The organism is Pedobacter aquatilis (assembly GCF_032678425.1).
Taxonomy (GTDB): domain Bacteria; phylum Bacteroidota; class Bacteroidia; order Sphingobacteriales; family Sphingobacteriaceae; genus Pedobacter; species Pedobacter aquatilis_B.
Genome location: NZ_JAVTSG010000003.1, coordinates 678,269 through 691,894, shown reverse-complemented (window position 1 = coordinate 691,894; position 13,626 = coordinate 678,269). Strand labels below are relative to the sequence as shown.

Below are 13,626 nucleotides of genomic sequence, written 5' to 3'. Positions count from 1 at the left end.
GATAAATTTTTAATAAATGAATAAGTTAAAAGCACTTTGCGTGTATTGCGGTTCAAATTTTAATGGAGATGCAAAGTTAAGAACGGCTATTAAAGCGCTTGCTGAAAGTTTAGTACAGCAGCAAATTAAATTGGTTTATGGTGGCGGCAGCGTGGGGGTTATGGGTGTTTTAGCCAATGATGTTCTTGAACTTGGCGGCGAAGTTATCGGTGTAATCCCTCAGTTTTTAATGGATAAAGAAGTTGGTCATAAAGGTATTACGCAGATGATCGTTACCGAAAATATGCATCAACGGAAACAAAAAATGGCCGATTTAAGTGATGGTTTTGTTATTTTGCCGGGCGGTTTTGGAACACTTGAAGAGCTTTTTGAAGTTTTAACCTGGTTACAATTGGGTCTGCACAGCAAGCCAATAGGTGTTTTAAATATTAATGGATTTTACGATTCTTTATTTACACAAATGGATGTGATGGTAGAACATAGATTTTTAAAGCCTGCTAACCGCGATTTGGTTTTTAATGAGCAAGAAGCCAAAACGTTAATCGATAAAATGGATAATTTTTCGGCTACACCAGATGAAGTTTGGTTTAAAGAAAGAAACTTGATTTAAGATATTATCATCCACAATAAATAATTTTCAAACCGCTAATTATGCAGCGATAAAAAATATATAAAATGCAAATCATTTCATCACACGCAGAATTTGAACAACATTTAGGTAAAGAATTAGGCGTTTCTTCATGGCATCAAATTACCCAAGACCAAATAAATAAATTTGCCGATGCTACATTAGACCATCAATGGATACACGTTGATGAAGAAAAGGCAAAAAATGAAGGTCCGTTTAAAGCAACAATTGCACACGGTTATTTAACACTTTCTTTAATCCCTTATTTATGGAAAGAGATTGTAGAAATCCGCAATTTAAAAATGGAAATTAACTATGGGATTGAAGGTTTACGTTTTGCTCAACCAGTTATTGTTGATAGTAAAATCAGACTTAAAGCAAAGTTAGCCTCAATTGTTAATTTACGTGGAGTTACTAAAGTACACATGGGTATAGAAATGGAAATTGAAGAGCAAAAGAAACCTGCTTTTACCGGCGAAGTTGTTTTCTTATATCACTTTATAACCGAATAATACATACATCTGTAAGGAATAGAATAAACTTATTCCTTACAGAAATTAATCTTTATTAAATTTCTTTTTAATAAAACCACTGATAGATTCATCTTCCAGTTCCTCTAAGCCACTCAATTCTAATTCTAAAGCTTTTGTGCTGATTTGAATTTCGATAAGCGAGATAATCAGAGATATCATAAAAAAAATCAAGCTAAGCGCAAACATGATTTCGGCTATTGTATTTTGTTCTAAATAGATAAAAAACATACAGAATAAGCAGCTTGCAAAGCTTAAAACGCCGTAAGCCTGCATGTTTTTTATAAGTTTTAATCGGTAACGCAGATTGGCAATTTGCTTATGAAGCGCAATATTTTTATCCTCAGATTCGTATTTAGATTTTAAACTTCTAACCAAACTAGCTAAAGCCAAGAATCTATTGGTATAAGCCAGCATAATTAAACTAATCGCCGGAAATAATAAAGCGGGGATATTTATGGTTAATTCCATTTCTCGTGTTTAATCAAAAATATTATTTTAAATGGATATACATTAATTTAACCGCAAAGAATGCTAAGTTTTTCGCGAAGAACGTGAAGTTGGATGGTTAAGTTATTTAAATTGCCACAGTGTGCGTAAAGTTTTCATATAATATAAAGTTATAGTGACTGTTTTCTTAGTGTACGATTTTAATCTTTCTCTGTGTCTCCTGCTTTGTGTTCTCTGTGGTTAAAAATTCTTTGCAAACTTTGCCTTAAAAAACCGAGTTTAGACTAGAAACCAAATCAGTCGCAACGCTTTTTATAAAAATAAATTTAAATTGCTGCCATGAATATCGAATTCAATAAGAATGAAGATGTAAACAAACAATTGGTTTACGAATTAAAGGTTAAGCTTAAAAAAATCTATCAGGGAGGTGGTGAAAAAAATGCTGCTAAACAGAAAGAAAAAGGTAAGTTACTTGCCCGGGAGCGCATAAAATATTTAATCGATAAAGATTCCAATTTTCTAGAAGTTGGTGCATTCACAGCCGATGGTATGTATGCCGAACAAGGCGGCTGTCCATCAGCTGGTGTAGTTTGTGGGATTGGATATGTAAGCGGCAGACAATGCATGATTGTGGCTAATGATGCCACTGTAAAAGCGGGCGCATGGTTTCCAATGACGGCCAAGAAAAATCTACGTGCTCAGGAAATTGCAATGGAAAATCGCTTGCCTGTAATTTATCTCGTTGATAGTGCTGGCGTTTATTTACCGATGCAAGACGAGATTTTCCCAGACAAGGAGCATTTCGGTAGAATGTTTCGGAATAATGCAGTTATGTCTTCAGATGGAATTGTTCAGATTTCAGCGATAATGGGCGCTTGTGTTGCAGGTGGCGCTTATTTGCCGATAATGAGCGATGAAGCGATGATTGTAGATAAAACTGGTTCTGTATTCTTAGCAGGTTCCTATTTGGTAAAATCTGCAATAGGAGAGGAAGTAGATAACGAAACTTTGGGTGGTGCTACCACACATTGCGAAATTTCGGGTGTTACAGATTACAAGCATCCAAACGATGAAGCTTGTTTAGATAGTATCCGTAATATAATGAGCAAGCTCGGTGCGCCCGAAAATGCTGGTTTTGATAGAATTAAACCTTCTAAGCCAAAGCAAAATGAAGAAGAACTCTATGGCATTTTGCCAGAGAACAGAGAAAAGCAATATGAAATAATGGACATTATTAACCGGTTGGTTGATGATTCGGAATTTGAAGAATATAAACAAGGTTACGGACAAAGTATTGTTTGCGGTTTAGCACGTATTGATGGTTGGGCAGTTGGTATTGTGGCTAATCAAAGAAAGGTTGTGAAATCGAAAAAAGGCGAATTGCAATTTGGCGGCGTGATTTATTCTGATAGTGCCGATAAAGCCTCACGTTTTATAATGAATTGCAATCAAAAGAAAATTCCTTTGGTTTTTTTACAAGATGTTACGGGTTTTATGGTTGGAAGTCGCTCTGAGCAGGGAGGTATTATTAAAGATGGAGCTAAAATGGTGAATGCGGTTGCAAACTCTGTGGTGCCAAAATTTACAATCGTAATAGGAAATTCTTATGGTGCAGGTAATTATGCAATGTGTGGTAAAGCTTACGATCCACGTTTAATTTATGCCTGGCCGACAGCAAAAATCGCTGTAATGGGTGGTGCGCAAGCCGCCAAAACTTTATTACAAATTCAAGAAGCATCTTTAAAGGCAAAAGGCGAAATTATCACCGCAGAGAAAGAAACACAATTGCTTAATGAGATAACAGAAAAATATGAAAGTCAAACCACGCCATATTACGCCGCATCAAGGCTTTGGGTTGATGGAATAATTGATCCTTTGGAAACCAGAAAAGTTATTTCTATGGGTATCGAAGCTGCAAATCAATCGCCAATAAAAAAACGTTTTAATGTTGGCGTTATTCAAACTTAAAAATCAAATTCCCATTGTTAATAAGTAAACTATGTTGACAATGCACACTTGTTAACAATTTTATAAAGCATTAAATTTGCTTTTCAATTATTGAATTTCAAACGCACAATATAATGTCACAAGAAAACGAACACGTTCAGTGTTTAATTATTGGTTCTGGTCCGGCTGGTTATACCGCTGCAATTTACGCTGCCAGAGCAGATTTAAAACCAATTATGTACACCGGAATGCAAGCTGGTGGTCAGTTAACGCAAACAACCGATGTTGAGAATTTCCCAGGTTACCCGCAAGGAATTATGGGTCCTGAAATGATGGAAGATTTCCGCAAGCAAGCCGAACGTTTCGGTACAGATATCCGTTTTGGTTATGTAAGTTCGGTTGATTTTTCATCAACACCACATAAAGTTGTGGTTGATGAAATTAAAACCATAACTGCTGATACTGTTATTATTGCCACTGGTGCAACAGCAAAATGGTTAGGCTTGCCAAGCGAGCAACAATATAATGGTTTTGGTGTATCTGCATGTGCGGTTTGCGATGGCTTTTTCTTTAAAGGACAAGATGTTGCAATTGTAGGTGCCGGAGATACTGCTGCGGAAGAAGCAACTTACTTGGCAAAACTTTGTAAAACAGTTCATTTATTGGTTCGCAGAGATGAGTTCAGGGCTTCAAAAGCAATGGTTAGCCGTGTTCTTGCAACACCAAATATTATCGTTCACTACAATACTGAAACTCAGGAAATTTTGGGTAATGGCAAAAATGTGACCGCAGTTAAGGTTATCAATAATCAAACGAATATTTCTTCAGAAATTCCGGTTGAAGGTTTCTTCGTGGCAATTGGTCACAAACCAAACACTGATATTTTCAAAGGTCAGTTGGATATGGATGAAACTGGCTATTTAACTACTAAACCTGGTTCAACCTTAACCAATATCGAAGGTGTATTTGCTTGTGGCGATGTTCAGGATATGTATTACAGACAAGCGGTAACAGCTGCTGGTTCTGGCTGTATGGCTGCTTTAGATGCTGAAAGGTATTTGGCTGCTAAAGAACATGCTATCGAAGCATAAAAAAATAAAATAAATATATTTTGAAGAGAGAAATCAGAAACGGTTTCTCTTTTTTTATAAAGCAATTTCGGGCATTTCATAGGTTATTGCAGTCCGGCTTTCCGCTAAATCTTTTTGGCATCGCCCTGCGAAACTTAAGGCAAAACAACAAAAAGTATATCACTCCAATCCGGTTTATTAAAATTAAAACAGTAATCCATCTGGAAATTTCTTAGCAAAGTTTTAATACTCCTCGAAGTATAAATCAAACGTTTGTTATTAATTGTAACAGAAATGTGTTATTTATAATCTTCGTATAATCTATATCTTGGTGTAACATAACAAAAACCTAAATCTATAAACTATTATGAACAAAGTATTTTCGATTTGCATTGGCGTGCTAATCAGTACATCGGTTTTGGCCCAATCAGATCCAAATTTGGGAATTATTCCAGCTCCTGTATCCATTACAAAAAGCAGTGGCAATTTCACGCTAGATAAAACAGCAGTTTTAATTAATCAAAGTATTGATGGCGCAAAATCTGCAGATTTACTTAATGCATTTATCGTTAGCAATGCTGGTTTTGCGCTAAGAGAAGCAAAAGTTTCTCAACCTAACCAAAAATCAATTGTTTTAACTTCAGTTGGCGCAGATAAATTACCCGCAGAAGGCTATAATATCATTGTTACACCAAATCAAATTAAATTAGTTGGTAAAGGTGCTGGCTTGTTTTATGCGGTACAATCATTTATGCAAATGATGCCTGCAAAAGGTTCTGGCGCAATCAACTTTCCGGCAGTAACGATTAACGATTATCCTCGTTTCAGTTATCGTGGAACGATGCTTGATGTTTGTCGCCATTATTTTCCATTATCTTTCATCAAAAAATACATCGACCAGTTAGCGTATTATAAAATCAATACTTTTCACTGGCATTTAACCGATGACCAAGGTTGGAGATTGGAGATTAAAAAATATCCAAAATTAACAACCGTTGGCTCAGTTAGAAATGGTTCTGTAATTGGTCATTATCCAGGTAACGGAAATTATTTAACTGAAGTTAAAGGATTTTACACTCAAGATGAAGCAAAAGAGGTTGTTCGTTATGCGGCTGAAAAATTCATCACCGTAATTCCGGAAATTGAATTGCCAGGACACGCATCGGCGGCAATTGCTGCTTACCCAGAATTAAGTGCATTTCCTGATAGAGATACTTTTGTAAGCGATAAAACACCATGGGCTGGAAGTAGAAAAGGTAAACAGGTTCAACAAACTTGGGGTGTTTTCGATGATATTTTTGTTCCATCAGAAAATACTTTTACTTTCTTAAACAATGTTCTGGATGAAGTAATCACCATATTCCCTTCAAAATATATTCATATTGGAGGTGATGAAGCACCAAAAACATATTGGAAAGAATCTCCATTTTGCCAGCAATTAATGAAAGAAAAAGGTTTAAAGGATGAACATGAATTACAAAGCTATTTTATCCAAACTATTGAGAAACACGTAAATGGAAAAGGTCGTTCGATTATTGGTTGGGATGAAATTTTAGAAGGCGGTTTAGCACCAAACGCAACGGTTATGAGTTGGAGGGGTGAAGATGGCGGCATAGCAGCAGCACAGCAAAACCACGATGTAATTATGACCCCAGGTTCTATGGGTTTATACATCGACCATAAACAATCAAATTCTCCTGATGAGCCTGTAACAATTGGTGGTTATGCGCCTTATCAAAAAATATACGCTTATGACCCAATTCCGAAAGTATTAACCGCCGACCAAAGAAAATACATTAAAGGCGTACAGGCAAATATGTGGAGTGAGTATATTAAAACGCCTGAAAAGGCTGAAAATCATGCTTTCCCACGTATATTAGCTTTAGCTGAAATTGCATGGAGCCCTGTAGAGCGCAAAGATTTAAAGAATTTTAGTGAAGAACGTTTACCTGTTCATTTAGCAATGCTAGATAAAAAAGGCTGGAATTTGTGGGTGCCTACACCAATTGGTCAAAGCGAAAAACCTCTAACAGGAAGTGATTTTACAATTGATCTGAAAGTACCAATCAAGGGTGGTAAAATTTATTATTCACTTGATGAATCTCGTCCTTCAGAAAATGCATTTTTATACACAAAACCCATTTCAGTAAAAGTTCCTCAAGGAGAAAAAAGAACTTTGAGAACAATTGTTATTGCGCCTAGCGGAAGAAGAAGCGTTACAACAGAAACAATTTTGGATAATGGAGCACCAACTGCAAAAGCAGAGGCGAAGAAATAAAATGCTCTTGTTTTGAAAATCTAATTTTCTTAATTTGGTTGATAGAACCAATCGTCCCCAAAGAAATGAAAATAAGAAATTTAACGAAACAGCATCTTTTGCTTTTAGCAGGGATGCTGTTTTGTTTTGCATGCACTGAAACCGAAGAAGTAAAGGAAGTAAAAACCGAAATGCCTGTTGTAAGGAAAAATCCTTTTCCATTTTACGCAGATATTGTAGTAAAGCCAGGGCTTAATTTTGAGGTTTTTAGTTGGGGAAAGGGCAAAGATTCAATCGGAGGTTATCAAATATTAATGTCTGATTCTGTTAAAAATGATTATCGTTCAACTTCTGTTGAGCGTAACGGAATTTTAACTGATGCCTGGAATATGGATTTGGACAACGATGGTAATCCTGAAATTTATATTCAGCTTTTAAGCAAAAAAAGCGTTCTGGATTTAAATGTTTTCGAATATTCCGGCGGAAATTTTAATAAAATTAGCTTTCCGGCTTTAACAACGAATCAGAAAAAAGGATATAATGGAAATGATAAATTCTTTGTTAAGAATGGTGATTTATATCGTTCATTTCCAGTAAAGGATGCTGATGATTCAACTAAAATAATCACTAAAACTTTGCAATATAAATTAAGAGGCAATAGTTTTTCTACTGACGATGTTAAACCATAATCAATTTTGAGTAATAAGAAGTTTTCGTTAAAAGATAGGGTAAAAAGTTTCGGCTATGCTTTTAAAGGGTTAAGCTTTTTCTTTTCCAATGAGCACAATGCAAGAATTCACATTTTTGGGACTTTTATTGCAATAGGCTTTTCAGTTTGGATGGGAATATCATCGCTAGAATGGATTGCAATTTTAGGTGTAATAACGCTTGTTTTTGTAGCTGAAGTTTTTAATACGGCAGTGGAGAAATTAGCAGATGTAGTATCACCGGAAGTTAATCCCAAAATAAAAATTGTAAAAGATTTAGCCGCTGGTGCAGTCTTGTTGACAGCTATTTTCGCTGTAATAGTAGGTTTAATTATTTTTTGCCCAAAACTATTTCCCTGAATCGGCTAGTGCAGCAGCTTTCGCTTCAGCGATTTTATCATCAATAATCTTATCCCACCGAGCCTGCATTTTATGATTACTTCCATGCTCGGTTTCCTCATCATAATTCCGTTGCATAGTATCATAATATTTGCTGATTTGGTTCGCTAAATCTGAAATTTGTGCCTTATAGTTTTTAACAGAATAATTACGGTTTTTCAATACCCTGTCCGATTCGATTAGCAAAATGTAATGAATATTAACGTGACCTTGTTCGTGGTGAAGTAAACTAGCTTTTGTGTCTTCGTTTCTTAACTTATCCCATTTAACCCAAGAGCGACTTTTATCAACAGAAACTTCATTCTTCAAATTTATTACCACGCGGTTTCTATAAACTGTCGATTCATAACTGTACTTCCAAGTCATTGCAGTAAGTGCAAAATATGGCGAATTTTCATCAGGTTTTCCCTTAAAATACGTTTCAAAATTTAACTGAATAGGTTCAGTAGTATCTTGTTTAAAAGATAATAAAGGTATCGTAACAGCAACTAAAACAAATAGAACAAGGCTTCTCATGTTAATGTTCCTTGAAAAAATCGTGCCTAATAAGTCTTATTCAGAAATTTGCATACTAATTCTTTCAAATTTTTCGATTAGCAATGAAATTCTTTCCTTTTCGCGTTTTATAACCGCTTTTCTTAAAATGGTGGAACAGAACACAATCCACATCGCTGTTAAGCAGATTGCAATAACCTTTTGAAGTGTATTTAAGTAGGTTAAAATTTCAATAAAATAGAATATGATGCCTAGCGATAAAGCCACTGTGTAAAACCAATATAATGAATTGTATAATTTATAACGGTTTAATTGATAGGTTTTTAAGTTGTTTAAGTATTGGTTTGGATGAACGGTGAAATCCGTTCTAGAAATTAATCTGTAATCACGGTAAAGTATCAAAGTATAAACTCCGATGGCTACGATGGTAATGCTTATACCAACGTGTGTTGTCCACGATTCGAAGTGGAAAAAAATCCAAAGTGCTGCAATTGCAATAAAAGATGCAAGCATGCCCAAAATATTTAAAGCAGATTTAAGCTTTAATCCGTTCACTTCTTTCTTTGCCTGTTGTAACATTTCATCAGCAGAAACTTTAAGTTCTACATCATGCTTTTGCCACAACTCCTGTAATTGATCAAACGCTTGCATATTGGTTGTATAATTCTGTTAATTTTTGCTTAATACGATGAATTTTTACTCTTAAATTGCCTTCACTTATTCCTGAAATATCTGCAATTTCATGGTATGGTAATTCATCCAAAACCATAGTTATAATTAAACGGTCGTTTTCTTCGAGCTTGGAAATACAGGTGTACAAAAGCGCAACCTGCTCATTTTTCTCCGAAAATTCTTCTATTTTATTTTCAATTATATTATCTGTTAATTCATCCTTCGCTTGTCTCTTTTCCGAGCGTAAATAAGTTAAACAGGTATTCACTGCAATTCTGTATATCCAGGTAGAGATTAATGATTTGTTTCTGAATTTATCTAGGTTCTGCCAAACTTTTAAAAAAGTTTCTTGTAATAAATCGTTAGCAGCATCTGTATCACCAGTATAACCATAACACAAATGGAATATTTTTTTGGAATTCGAATCGAAGATTTGCTTAAATAACTTGTCCTTTTGTTCCATTTAGTAGGGTGTAATTGTTTTTTAGAGCATTGAGTTTGATTTTTGTTACAGCCCGAAATTAAAAATACTTTGATTTTGGTACCGTTGAAAAATCACAGTTTGTTACACGGCGTAAATATCGTAGTTTTACCAAATTAACAAAGCCACTAACTTTATTATTTATGAAGAAAAACAAACTCACTATTTTTATTTTCGTTGCGCTTATAGCGGGTATTGCTTTAGGATACATTTTAAATGTAAACTCTATTGATGTTTACAATCAGAATATCCTGAATGCCGATGCCAAAGTGAAAAGCATTGAGGTTAGTATTGCAAAAACAACAGATACCACAACTGCTGCTTTTACACAACTTAAAGCCGATAAAAAGGTTAACGCTAAAATCAAAAAGGAAAACGAGGAAATAAGAGAGAAAAAACTCGAATACTTTACATTGCTTAGCGATATCTTTTTAAGGCTGATAAAAATGATTGTTGCGCCGCTCGTGTTTACTACCCTTGTGGTTGGTGTTGCTAAAGTTGGAGATATTAAAGCTGTAGGCAGAATTGGTGGAAAAACCTTAGGTTGGTTTATTGCCATGTCTTTAATGTCGTTGGTTTTGGGTTTAATTTTGGTTAATATTTTTGAGCCGGGCAGACACATGAAATTAACGCTACCTGATCAGTTAGTAAATACCGGAATTCAGAAAACTGCAATGAGTGTTAAAGATTTTATTGCACATGTTTTTCCAAAAAGTATTGCCGAATCCATGGCGACTAACGAAATCCTTCAAATTGTAGTTTTTTCGTTATTCTTTGGTGTGGCAACTGCAGCAATTGGCGATTTAGGACAAGTTGTAATTAAAGCTTTCGATGCTATTGCTCACGTTATTTTAAAAATGACTGGCTACGTAATGAATTTTGCGCCTTTAGCTGTTTTCGGAGCGATGACTGCAATTGTAGCCAAGCAGGGTTTATCTGTATTAAATACTTACGCGATATTTATAGGGGAATTTTATCTTGGTTTGGCTATTCTTTGGTGTGTTTTAATCTTTTTAGGATTTCTTATTCTTAAAAAACGAGTTTTCAGATTGGTTAACGATATGAAAGAGCCAGCTATTTTAGCCTTTAGTACAGCAAGTAGTGAAGCGGCCTATCCAAAAACAATGATGCTTTTGGAGCGTTTTGGCTGTAAAGATAAAATTGTAAGTTTCGTGTTGCCACTTGGTTATTCTTTTAACCTCGATGGTTCGATGATGTACATGACTTTCGCTTCTTTATTTATTGCGCAGGCCTATGGCATTCATTTAGGCTTTGAGCAGCAAATTTCAATGTTGTTAATCTTAATGTTAACCAGTAAAGGTATTGCAGGCGTGCCAAGAGCATCATTAGTGGTAATTGCTGGTACAATTGCAAGCTTTAATATCCCTGAAGCTGGTTTGGCTCTATTAATCGGTATCGACCCTTTATTAGATATGGGCCGTTCTGCTACAAATGTTGTTGGTAATAGTATCGCTACTGCTGTAGTAAGCAAGTGGGAAGGCGAACTGAAAGACGCATAAATTTAATCATTCAATATTCAATCATTCAAAATTCAATAATTCAAACAAGTGTCAAGTAGAGGAAAAAAAATATTTTTAGCGCTTACCATCATCGTACCGATGATAATTTATTGTTACATATATTACAAACCAATAATTAAGAATGCGCCGTTCAGAAAGAAGGATTTTGTTTCATTAGATTATAAATGGGGGATAAAAGATACTTTAGAAAACGAGTACAATTCTGCTGATAGTTCTTATCGTTATGTAAACAGCCGCGATTCTGTTATTGTTAAAAAAGTTGGTTTAAAGAGCGATGATATTCTCTTCATCCATAGTAAGGCAAATGAATTAGGTTTGTGGAACTTTCCAGATACAATTGGTAAACAAAGTGCTAAATCGATGTCGATTCCCCGATATGATATGTTTTTTAAATACAAAGAAAAAAACAAACATGTTGTAATTTATGGAGATTTTGATGGCAACCCGAAACTTTTAGATGCAGCGATGCAAATGAGAAAAATTATCGAAGAAACGATTAACCAAGCTGAAAAACGTAGCGGCAAATAATTTATCATTAAAAATAGCAAAAGCCTGATTAAAATATGTTTAGTATTTAAATCAGGCTTTTTTGTTTTAAAGTCATTTCGTATATTTACGATTATTTCGTAATAATTATGGAGAAGTTAACGATACAGGAAGAAGAAGCTATGCTCGCAGTTTGGCAATTAGGTAAAGGCTTTATAAAGGATTTTATGGATGTTTTACCTGAACCAAAACCACCTTACACAACCCTTGCATCAACAATAAAAAACCTCGAACGTAAAGGCTATTTGGCAAGCGAAAGGTTTGCAAATGCCAATCAATACAGAGCAAAAGTTAAAGAAGCGGATTATAAAAAGCGATTTATGAGTGGTTTTGTTGATTCTTATTTTAAAAGCTCATACAAAGAACTTGTTGCATTCTTCGCAAAAGATAAAAAGATTAGCGCTGAGGAATTGAAAGAGATAATCAACCTAATCGAAAATCCTGAAAAATAATGCCATGCCATATCTATTTTTGGTGCTTCTGAAGATTAATTTGGTGCTCATATTATTCGCGCTAACTTATTATCTCGTTCTTCGTAAATTAACGTTTTACATCTTAAACAGGATTTTCTTGCTGTTTGGTCTCGTTTTTTCGACAGCTTATCCATTTATTAACCTAACTGAAATTTTTAATAACCACGATGCATTGCCCGCTTTTGTTCCGGGTTTAAACCAAAACGTTAGTCAACTTGTACAGTTAAATTCGGTTTCATATTTATGGCAAATACTAACAGCTGTTTTTTATTGCGGTGTAATATTTATGATGTTGAGGTTATTTATTCAGTTTATTTCGCTTTATCAGATTCACAAAAAATCAAGTCCTGGATTGGTTAATGATTTAAAAGTTAGAATGCTTACCGATAAAATTAGCCCATTCTCTTTTTGGCAGAATATTTATGTTAATCCGAATTTACACAAACCTAAGGATTTGAATAATATTATTGAACATGAGAAAATACATGTTGAGGAATTACATACTTTAGATATTGTGCTTGCAGAGATTAGTCTGGTTTTTTATTGGTTTAACCCTGGTGTTTGGTTGATGAAAAAAGCGGTTAAGGAAAATATTGAATTTATAACTGATGCTAAAATTTTAAAAAAAGGCGTAGATAGAAAAGCATATCAATACAGTTTGCTCGATGTCGGAATTTTACAGCATCCAGTTTCAATTATTAATAATTTTAATTTATTTGATTTAAAGAAACGCATAAGAATGATGAATGTTAAGCGTTCATCGAAGATTAATTTAACAAGATATGTATTTGTCTTGCCTATAATTCTTTGTGTGAGTTTGGCTTTCACCATCGATAAAAAAGATATTGAGACGCAAATATCATCGGTAAAAAATCTATTTCCCAATACCGAACAAAATAATCAGCCGGTTGAATTGGCAAAATCAGTAGCAAAGAAAAATACGGTTAGAAAAATTAAATCAAAAGCTAAACTAAAAATAGATAGCGTTTTGAGTTTTGTAAATGTTCTAAGCGTACCATCTATTGCAGATACGATTAAGTTAACAAAAAATACGGATAAGAAAGTTGAATTTCTTATGGTTAAACGAGAACCAAGGGCTAAGCCCACATTTAATACAATTTACTCTGGCGTTTTTCTAAAAAATAATTCGGCGAGTGAAAACAATGAAGACAAAGATAAGGAAGTTGTTGTGATTGGTTATGCTCGTAAACCTGCTGGACAAGCCCCAATTGTACGTGTGAGGGGGATGAAAATTGATAGCTTAAATACTGGCGAACCCTCTAGATTTATCATTAATGGTGAAGTGATTACTAAGGATAAACTTTCTTCAATAGATCCAAATACAATTAAAACCATTACCGTTATTGCAAAGCCAACTGCGCAATAATTTCAAATTAGGAACAAAGGCACTCTAAATTATTAAAGTGCCT

15 protein-coding genes are annotated in these 13,626 nt (G+C 34.6%); 11 read left to right on the top strand and 4 right to left on the bottom strand.

What is annotated here, in order from left to right:
* Nucleotides 1-16 precede the first annotated feature (16 nt).
* Entirely contained in the window at nucleotides 17-610 is a 594-nt protein-coding gene (locus tag R2Q16_RS13005) for a TIGR00730 family Rossman fold protein (RefSeq protein WP_316737578.1), read from the top strand.
* Between the two features lie 65 nt (nucleotides 611-675).
* On the top strand, nucleotides 676-1,140 hold the full coding sequence (locus R2Q16_RS13000; RefSeq protein WP_316737577.1) for a MaoC family dehydratase: 465 nt from the start codon (nucleotides 676-678) through the stop codon (nucleotides 1,138-1,140).
* 45 nt (nucleotides 1,141-1,185) lie between these two features.
* Here R2Q16_RS13000 and R2Q16_RS12995 read toward each other — a convergent pair whose 3' ends face one another.
* Nucleotides 1,186-1,629, bottom strand: a complete 444-nt coding sequence (locus tag R2Q16_RS12995; protein WP_316737576.1) for a DUF2721 domain-containing protein — start codon at nucleotides 1,627-1,629, stop codon at nucleotides 1,186-1,188.
* A 318-nt stretch (nucleotides 1,630-1,947) separates the two neighbouring features.
* Here R2Q16_RS12995 and R2Q16_RS12990 point away from each other — a divergent pair, with 318 nt between their 5' ends.
* The 5 genes from R2Q16_RS12990 (at nucleotide 1,948) to R2Q16_RS12970 (ending at nucleotide 7,949) form a co-directional block, all read left to right on the top strand.
* On the top strand, nucleotides 1,948-3,576 hold the full coding sequence (locus R2Q16_RS12990; RefSeq protein ID WP_316737575.1) for an acyl-CoA carboxylase subunit beta: 1,629 nt from the start codon (nucleotides 1,948-1,950) through the stop codon (nucleotides 3,574-3,576).
* Nucleotides 3,577-3,689: 113 nt separating this feature from the next.
* The gene (gene trxB / locus R2Q16_RS12985) at nucleotides 3,690-4,646 is read left to right on the top strand and encodes a thioredoxin-disulfide reductase (protein ID WP_316737573.1); all 957 of its coding nucleotides are present in this window, start codon (nucleotides 3,690-3,692) and stop codon (nucleotides 4,644-4,646) included.
* 346 nt (nucleotides 4,647-4,992) lie between these two features.
* Nucleotides 4,993-6,903 (top strand): beta-N-acetylhexosaminidase, encoded by a 1,911-nt coding sequence (locus R2Q16_RS12980; protein ID WP_316737571.1) that lies wholly within the window; start codon nucleotides 4,993-4,995, stop codon nucleotides 6,901-6,903.
* 65 nt (nucleotides 6,904-6,968) lie between these two features.
* The gene (locus R2Q16_RS12975; protein ID WP_316737570.1) at nucleotides 6,969-7,571 is read left to right on the top strand and encodes a hypothetical protein; all 603 of its coding nucleotides are present in this window, start codon (nucleotides 6,969-6,971) and stop codon (nucleotides 7,569-7,571) included.
* Between the two features lie 6 nt (nucleotides 7,572-7,577).
* Nucleotides 7,578-7,949 carry a diacylglycerol kinase family protein gene (locus R2Q16_RS12970; protein ID WP_316737569.1) on the top strand — a complete coding sequence of 124 codons (372 nt, stop codon included), beginning with the start codon at nucleotides 7,578-7,580 and terminating at the stop codon, nucleotides 7,947-7,949.
* Here the strand turns inward: R2Q16_RS12970 and R2Q16_RS12965 are convergent.
* The 3 genes from R2Q16_RS12965 to R2Q16_RS12955 are packed head-to-tail and all read right to left on the bottom strand — an operon-like array spanning nucleotide 7,938 to nucleotide 9,618.
* Nucleotides 7,938-8,504 carry a DUF922 domain-containing protein gene (locus R2Q16_RS12965; protein ID WP_316737568.1) on the bottom strand — a complete coding sequence of 189 codons (567 nt, stop codon included), beginning with the start codon at nucleotides 8,502-8,504 and terminating at the stop codon, nucleotides 7,938-7,940. The genes R2Q16_RS12970 and R2Q16_RS12965 overlap by 12 nt on opposite strands.
* 36 nt (nucleotides 8,505-8,540) lie before the next feature.
* Entirely contained in the window at nucleotides 8,541-9,134 is a 594-nt protein-coding gene (locus tag R2Q16_RS12960; RefSeq protein WP_316737567.1) for a hypothetical protein, read from the bottom strand.
* A complete protein-coding gene (locus R2Q16_RS12955) occupies nucleotides 9,121-9,618 on the bottom strand; it encodes an RNA polymerase sigma factor (protein WP_138821654.1) in 498 nt (165 codons plus the stop codon). Before R2Q16_RS12955 ends, R2Q16_RS12960 begins: the two co-directional genes overlap by 14 nt.
* Before the next feature lie 161 nt (nucleotides 9,619-9,779).
* On the opposite strand from R2Q16_RS12955, the gene R2Q16_RS12950 reads away from it, so the two are divergent.
* The 4 genes from R2Q16_RS12950 to R2Q16_RS12935 all read left to right on the top strand — a co-directional run bounded on the left by R2Q16_RS12950 (nucleotide 9,780) and on the right by R2Q16_RS12935 (nucleotide 13,583).
* Nucleotides 9,780-11,156 carry a dicarboxylate/amino acid:cation symporter gene (locus R2Q16_RS12950; RefSeq protein WP_316737565.1) on the top strand — a complete coding sequence of 459 codons (1,377 nt, stop codon included), beginning with the start codon at nucleotides 9,780-9,782 and terminating at the stop codon, nucleotides 11,154-11,156.
* A 48-nt stretch (nucleotides 11,157-11,204) separates the two neighbouring features.
* Nucleotides 11,205-11,705, top strand: a complete 501-nt coding sequence (locus R2Q16_RS12945) for a hypothetical protein (protein WP_316737563.1) — start codon at nucleotides 11,205-11,207, stop codon at nucleotides 11,703-11,705.
* A gap of 107 nt (nucleotides 11,706-11,812) precedes the next feature.
* A complete protein-coding gene (locus R2Q16_RS12940; protein WP_316737561.1) occupies nucleotides 11,813-12,175 on the top strand; it encodes a BlaI/MecI/CopY family transcriptional regulator in 363 nt (120 codons plus the stop codon).
* Nucleotides 12,176-12,179: 4 nt separating this feature from the next.
* On the top strand, nucleotides 12,180-13,583 hold the full coding sequence (locus R2Q16_RS12935; protein WP_316737560.1) for a M56 family metallopeptidase: 1,404 nt from the start codon (nucleotides 12,180-12,182) through the stop codon (nucleotides 13,581-13,583).
* The last annotated feature ends 43 nt before the right edge of the window (nucleotides 13,584-13,626 follow it).

Bases quoted from the DNA above. Each gene is read 5' to 3' on its own strand.
- R2Q16_RS13005 (WP_316737578.1), top strand. From the start codon at position 17: ATGAATAAGTTAAAAGCACTTTGCGTGTATTGCGGTTCAAATTTTAAT.
- R2Q16_RS13000 (WP_316737577.1), top strand. From the start codon at position 676: ATGCAAATCATTTCATCACACGCAGAATTTGAACAACATTTAGGTAAA.
- R2Q16_RS12995 (WP_316737576.1), bottom strand. From the start codon at position 1,629: ATGGAATTAACCATAAATATCCCCGCTTTATTATTTCCGGCGATTAGT.
- R2Q16_RS12990 (WP_316737575.1), top strand. From the start codon at position 1,948: ATGAATATCGAATTCAATAAGAATGAAGATGTAAACAAACAATTGGTT.
- trxB (WP_316737573.1), top strand. From the start codon at position 3,690: ATGTCACAAGAAAACGAACACGTTCAGTGTTTAATTATTGGTTCTGGT.
- R2Q16_RS12980 (WP_316737571.1), top strand. From the start codon at position 4,993: ATGAACAAAGTATTTTCGATTTGCATTGGCGTGCTAATCAGTACATCG.
- R2Q16_RS12975 (WP_316737570.1), top strand. From the start codon at position 6,969: ATGAAAATAAGAAATTTAACGAAACAGCATCTTTTGCTTTTAGCAGGG.
- R2Q16_RS12965 (WP_316737568.1), bottom strand. From the start codon at position 8,504: ATGAGAAGCCTTGTTCTATTTGTTTTAGTTGCTGTTACGATACCTTTA.
- R2Q16_RS12960 (WP_316737567.1), bottom strand. From the start codon at position 9,134: ATGCAAGCGTTTGATCAATTACAGGAGTTGTGGCAAAAGCATGATGTA.
- R2Q16_RS12955 (WP_138821654.1), bottom strand. From the start codon at position 9,618: ATGGAACAAAAGGACAAGTTATTTAAGCAAATCTTCGATTCGAATTCC.
- R2Q16_RS12950 (WP_316737565.1), top strand. From the start codon at position 9,780: ATGAAGAAAAACAAACTCACTATTTTTATTTTCGTTGCGCTTATAGCG.
- R2Q16_RS12940 (WP_316737561.1), top strand. From the start codon at position 11,813: ATGGAGAAGTTAACGATACAGGAAGAAGAAGCTATGCTCGCAGTTTGG.
- R2Q16_RS12935 (WP_316737560.1), top strand. From the start codon at position 12,180: ATGCCATATCTATTTTTGGTGCTTCTGAAGATTAATTTGGTGCTCATA.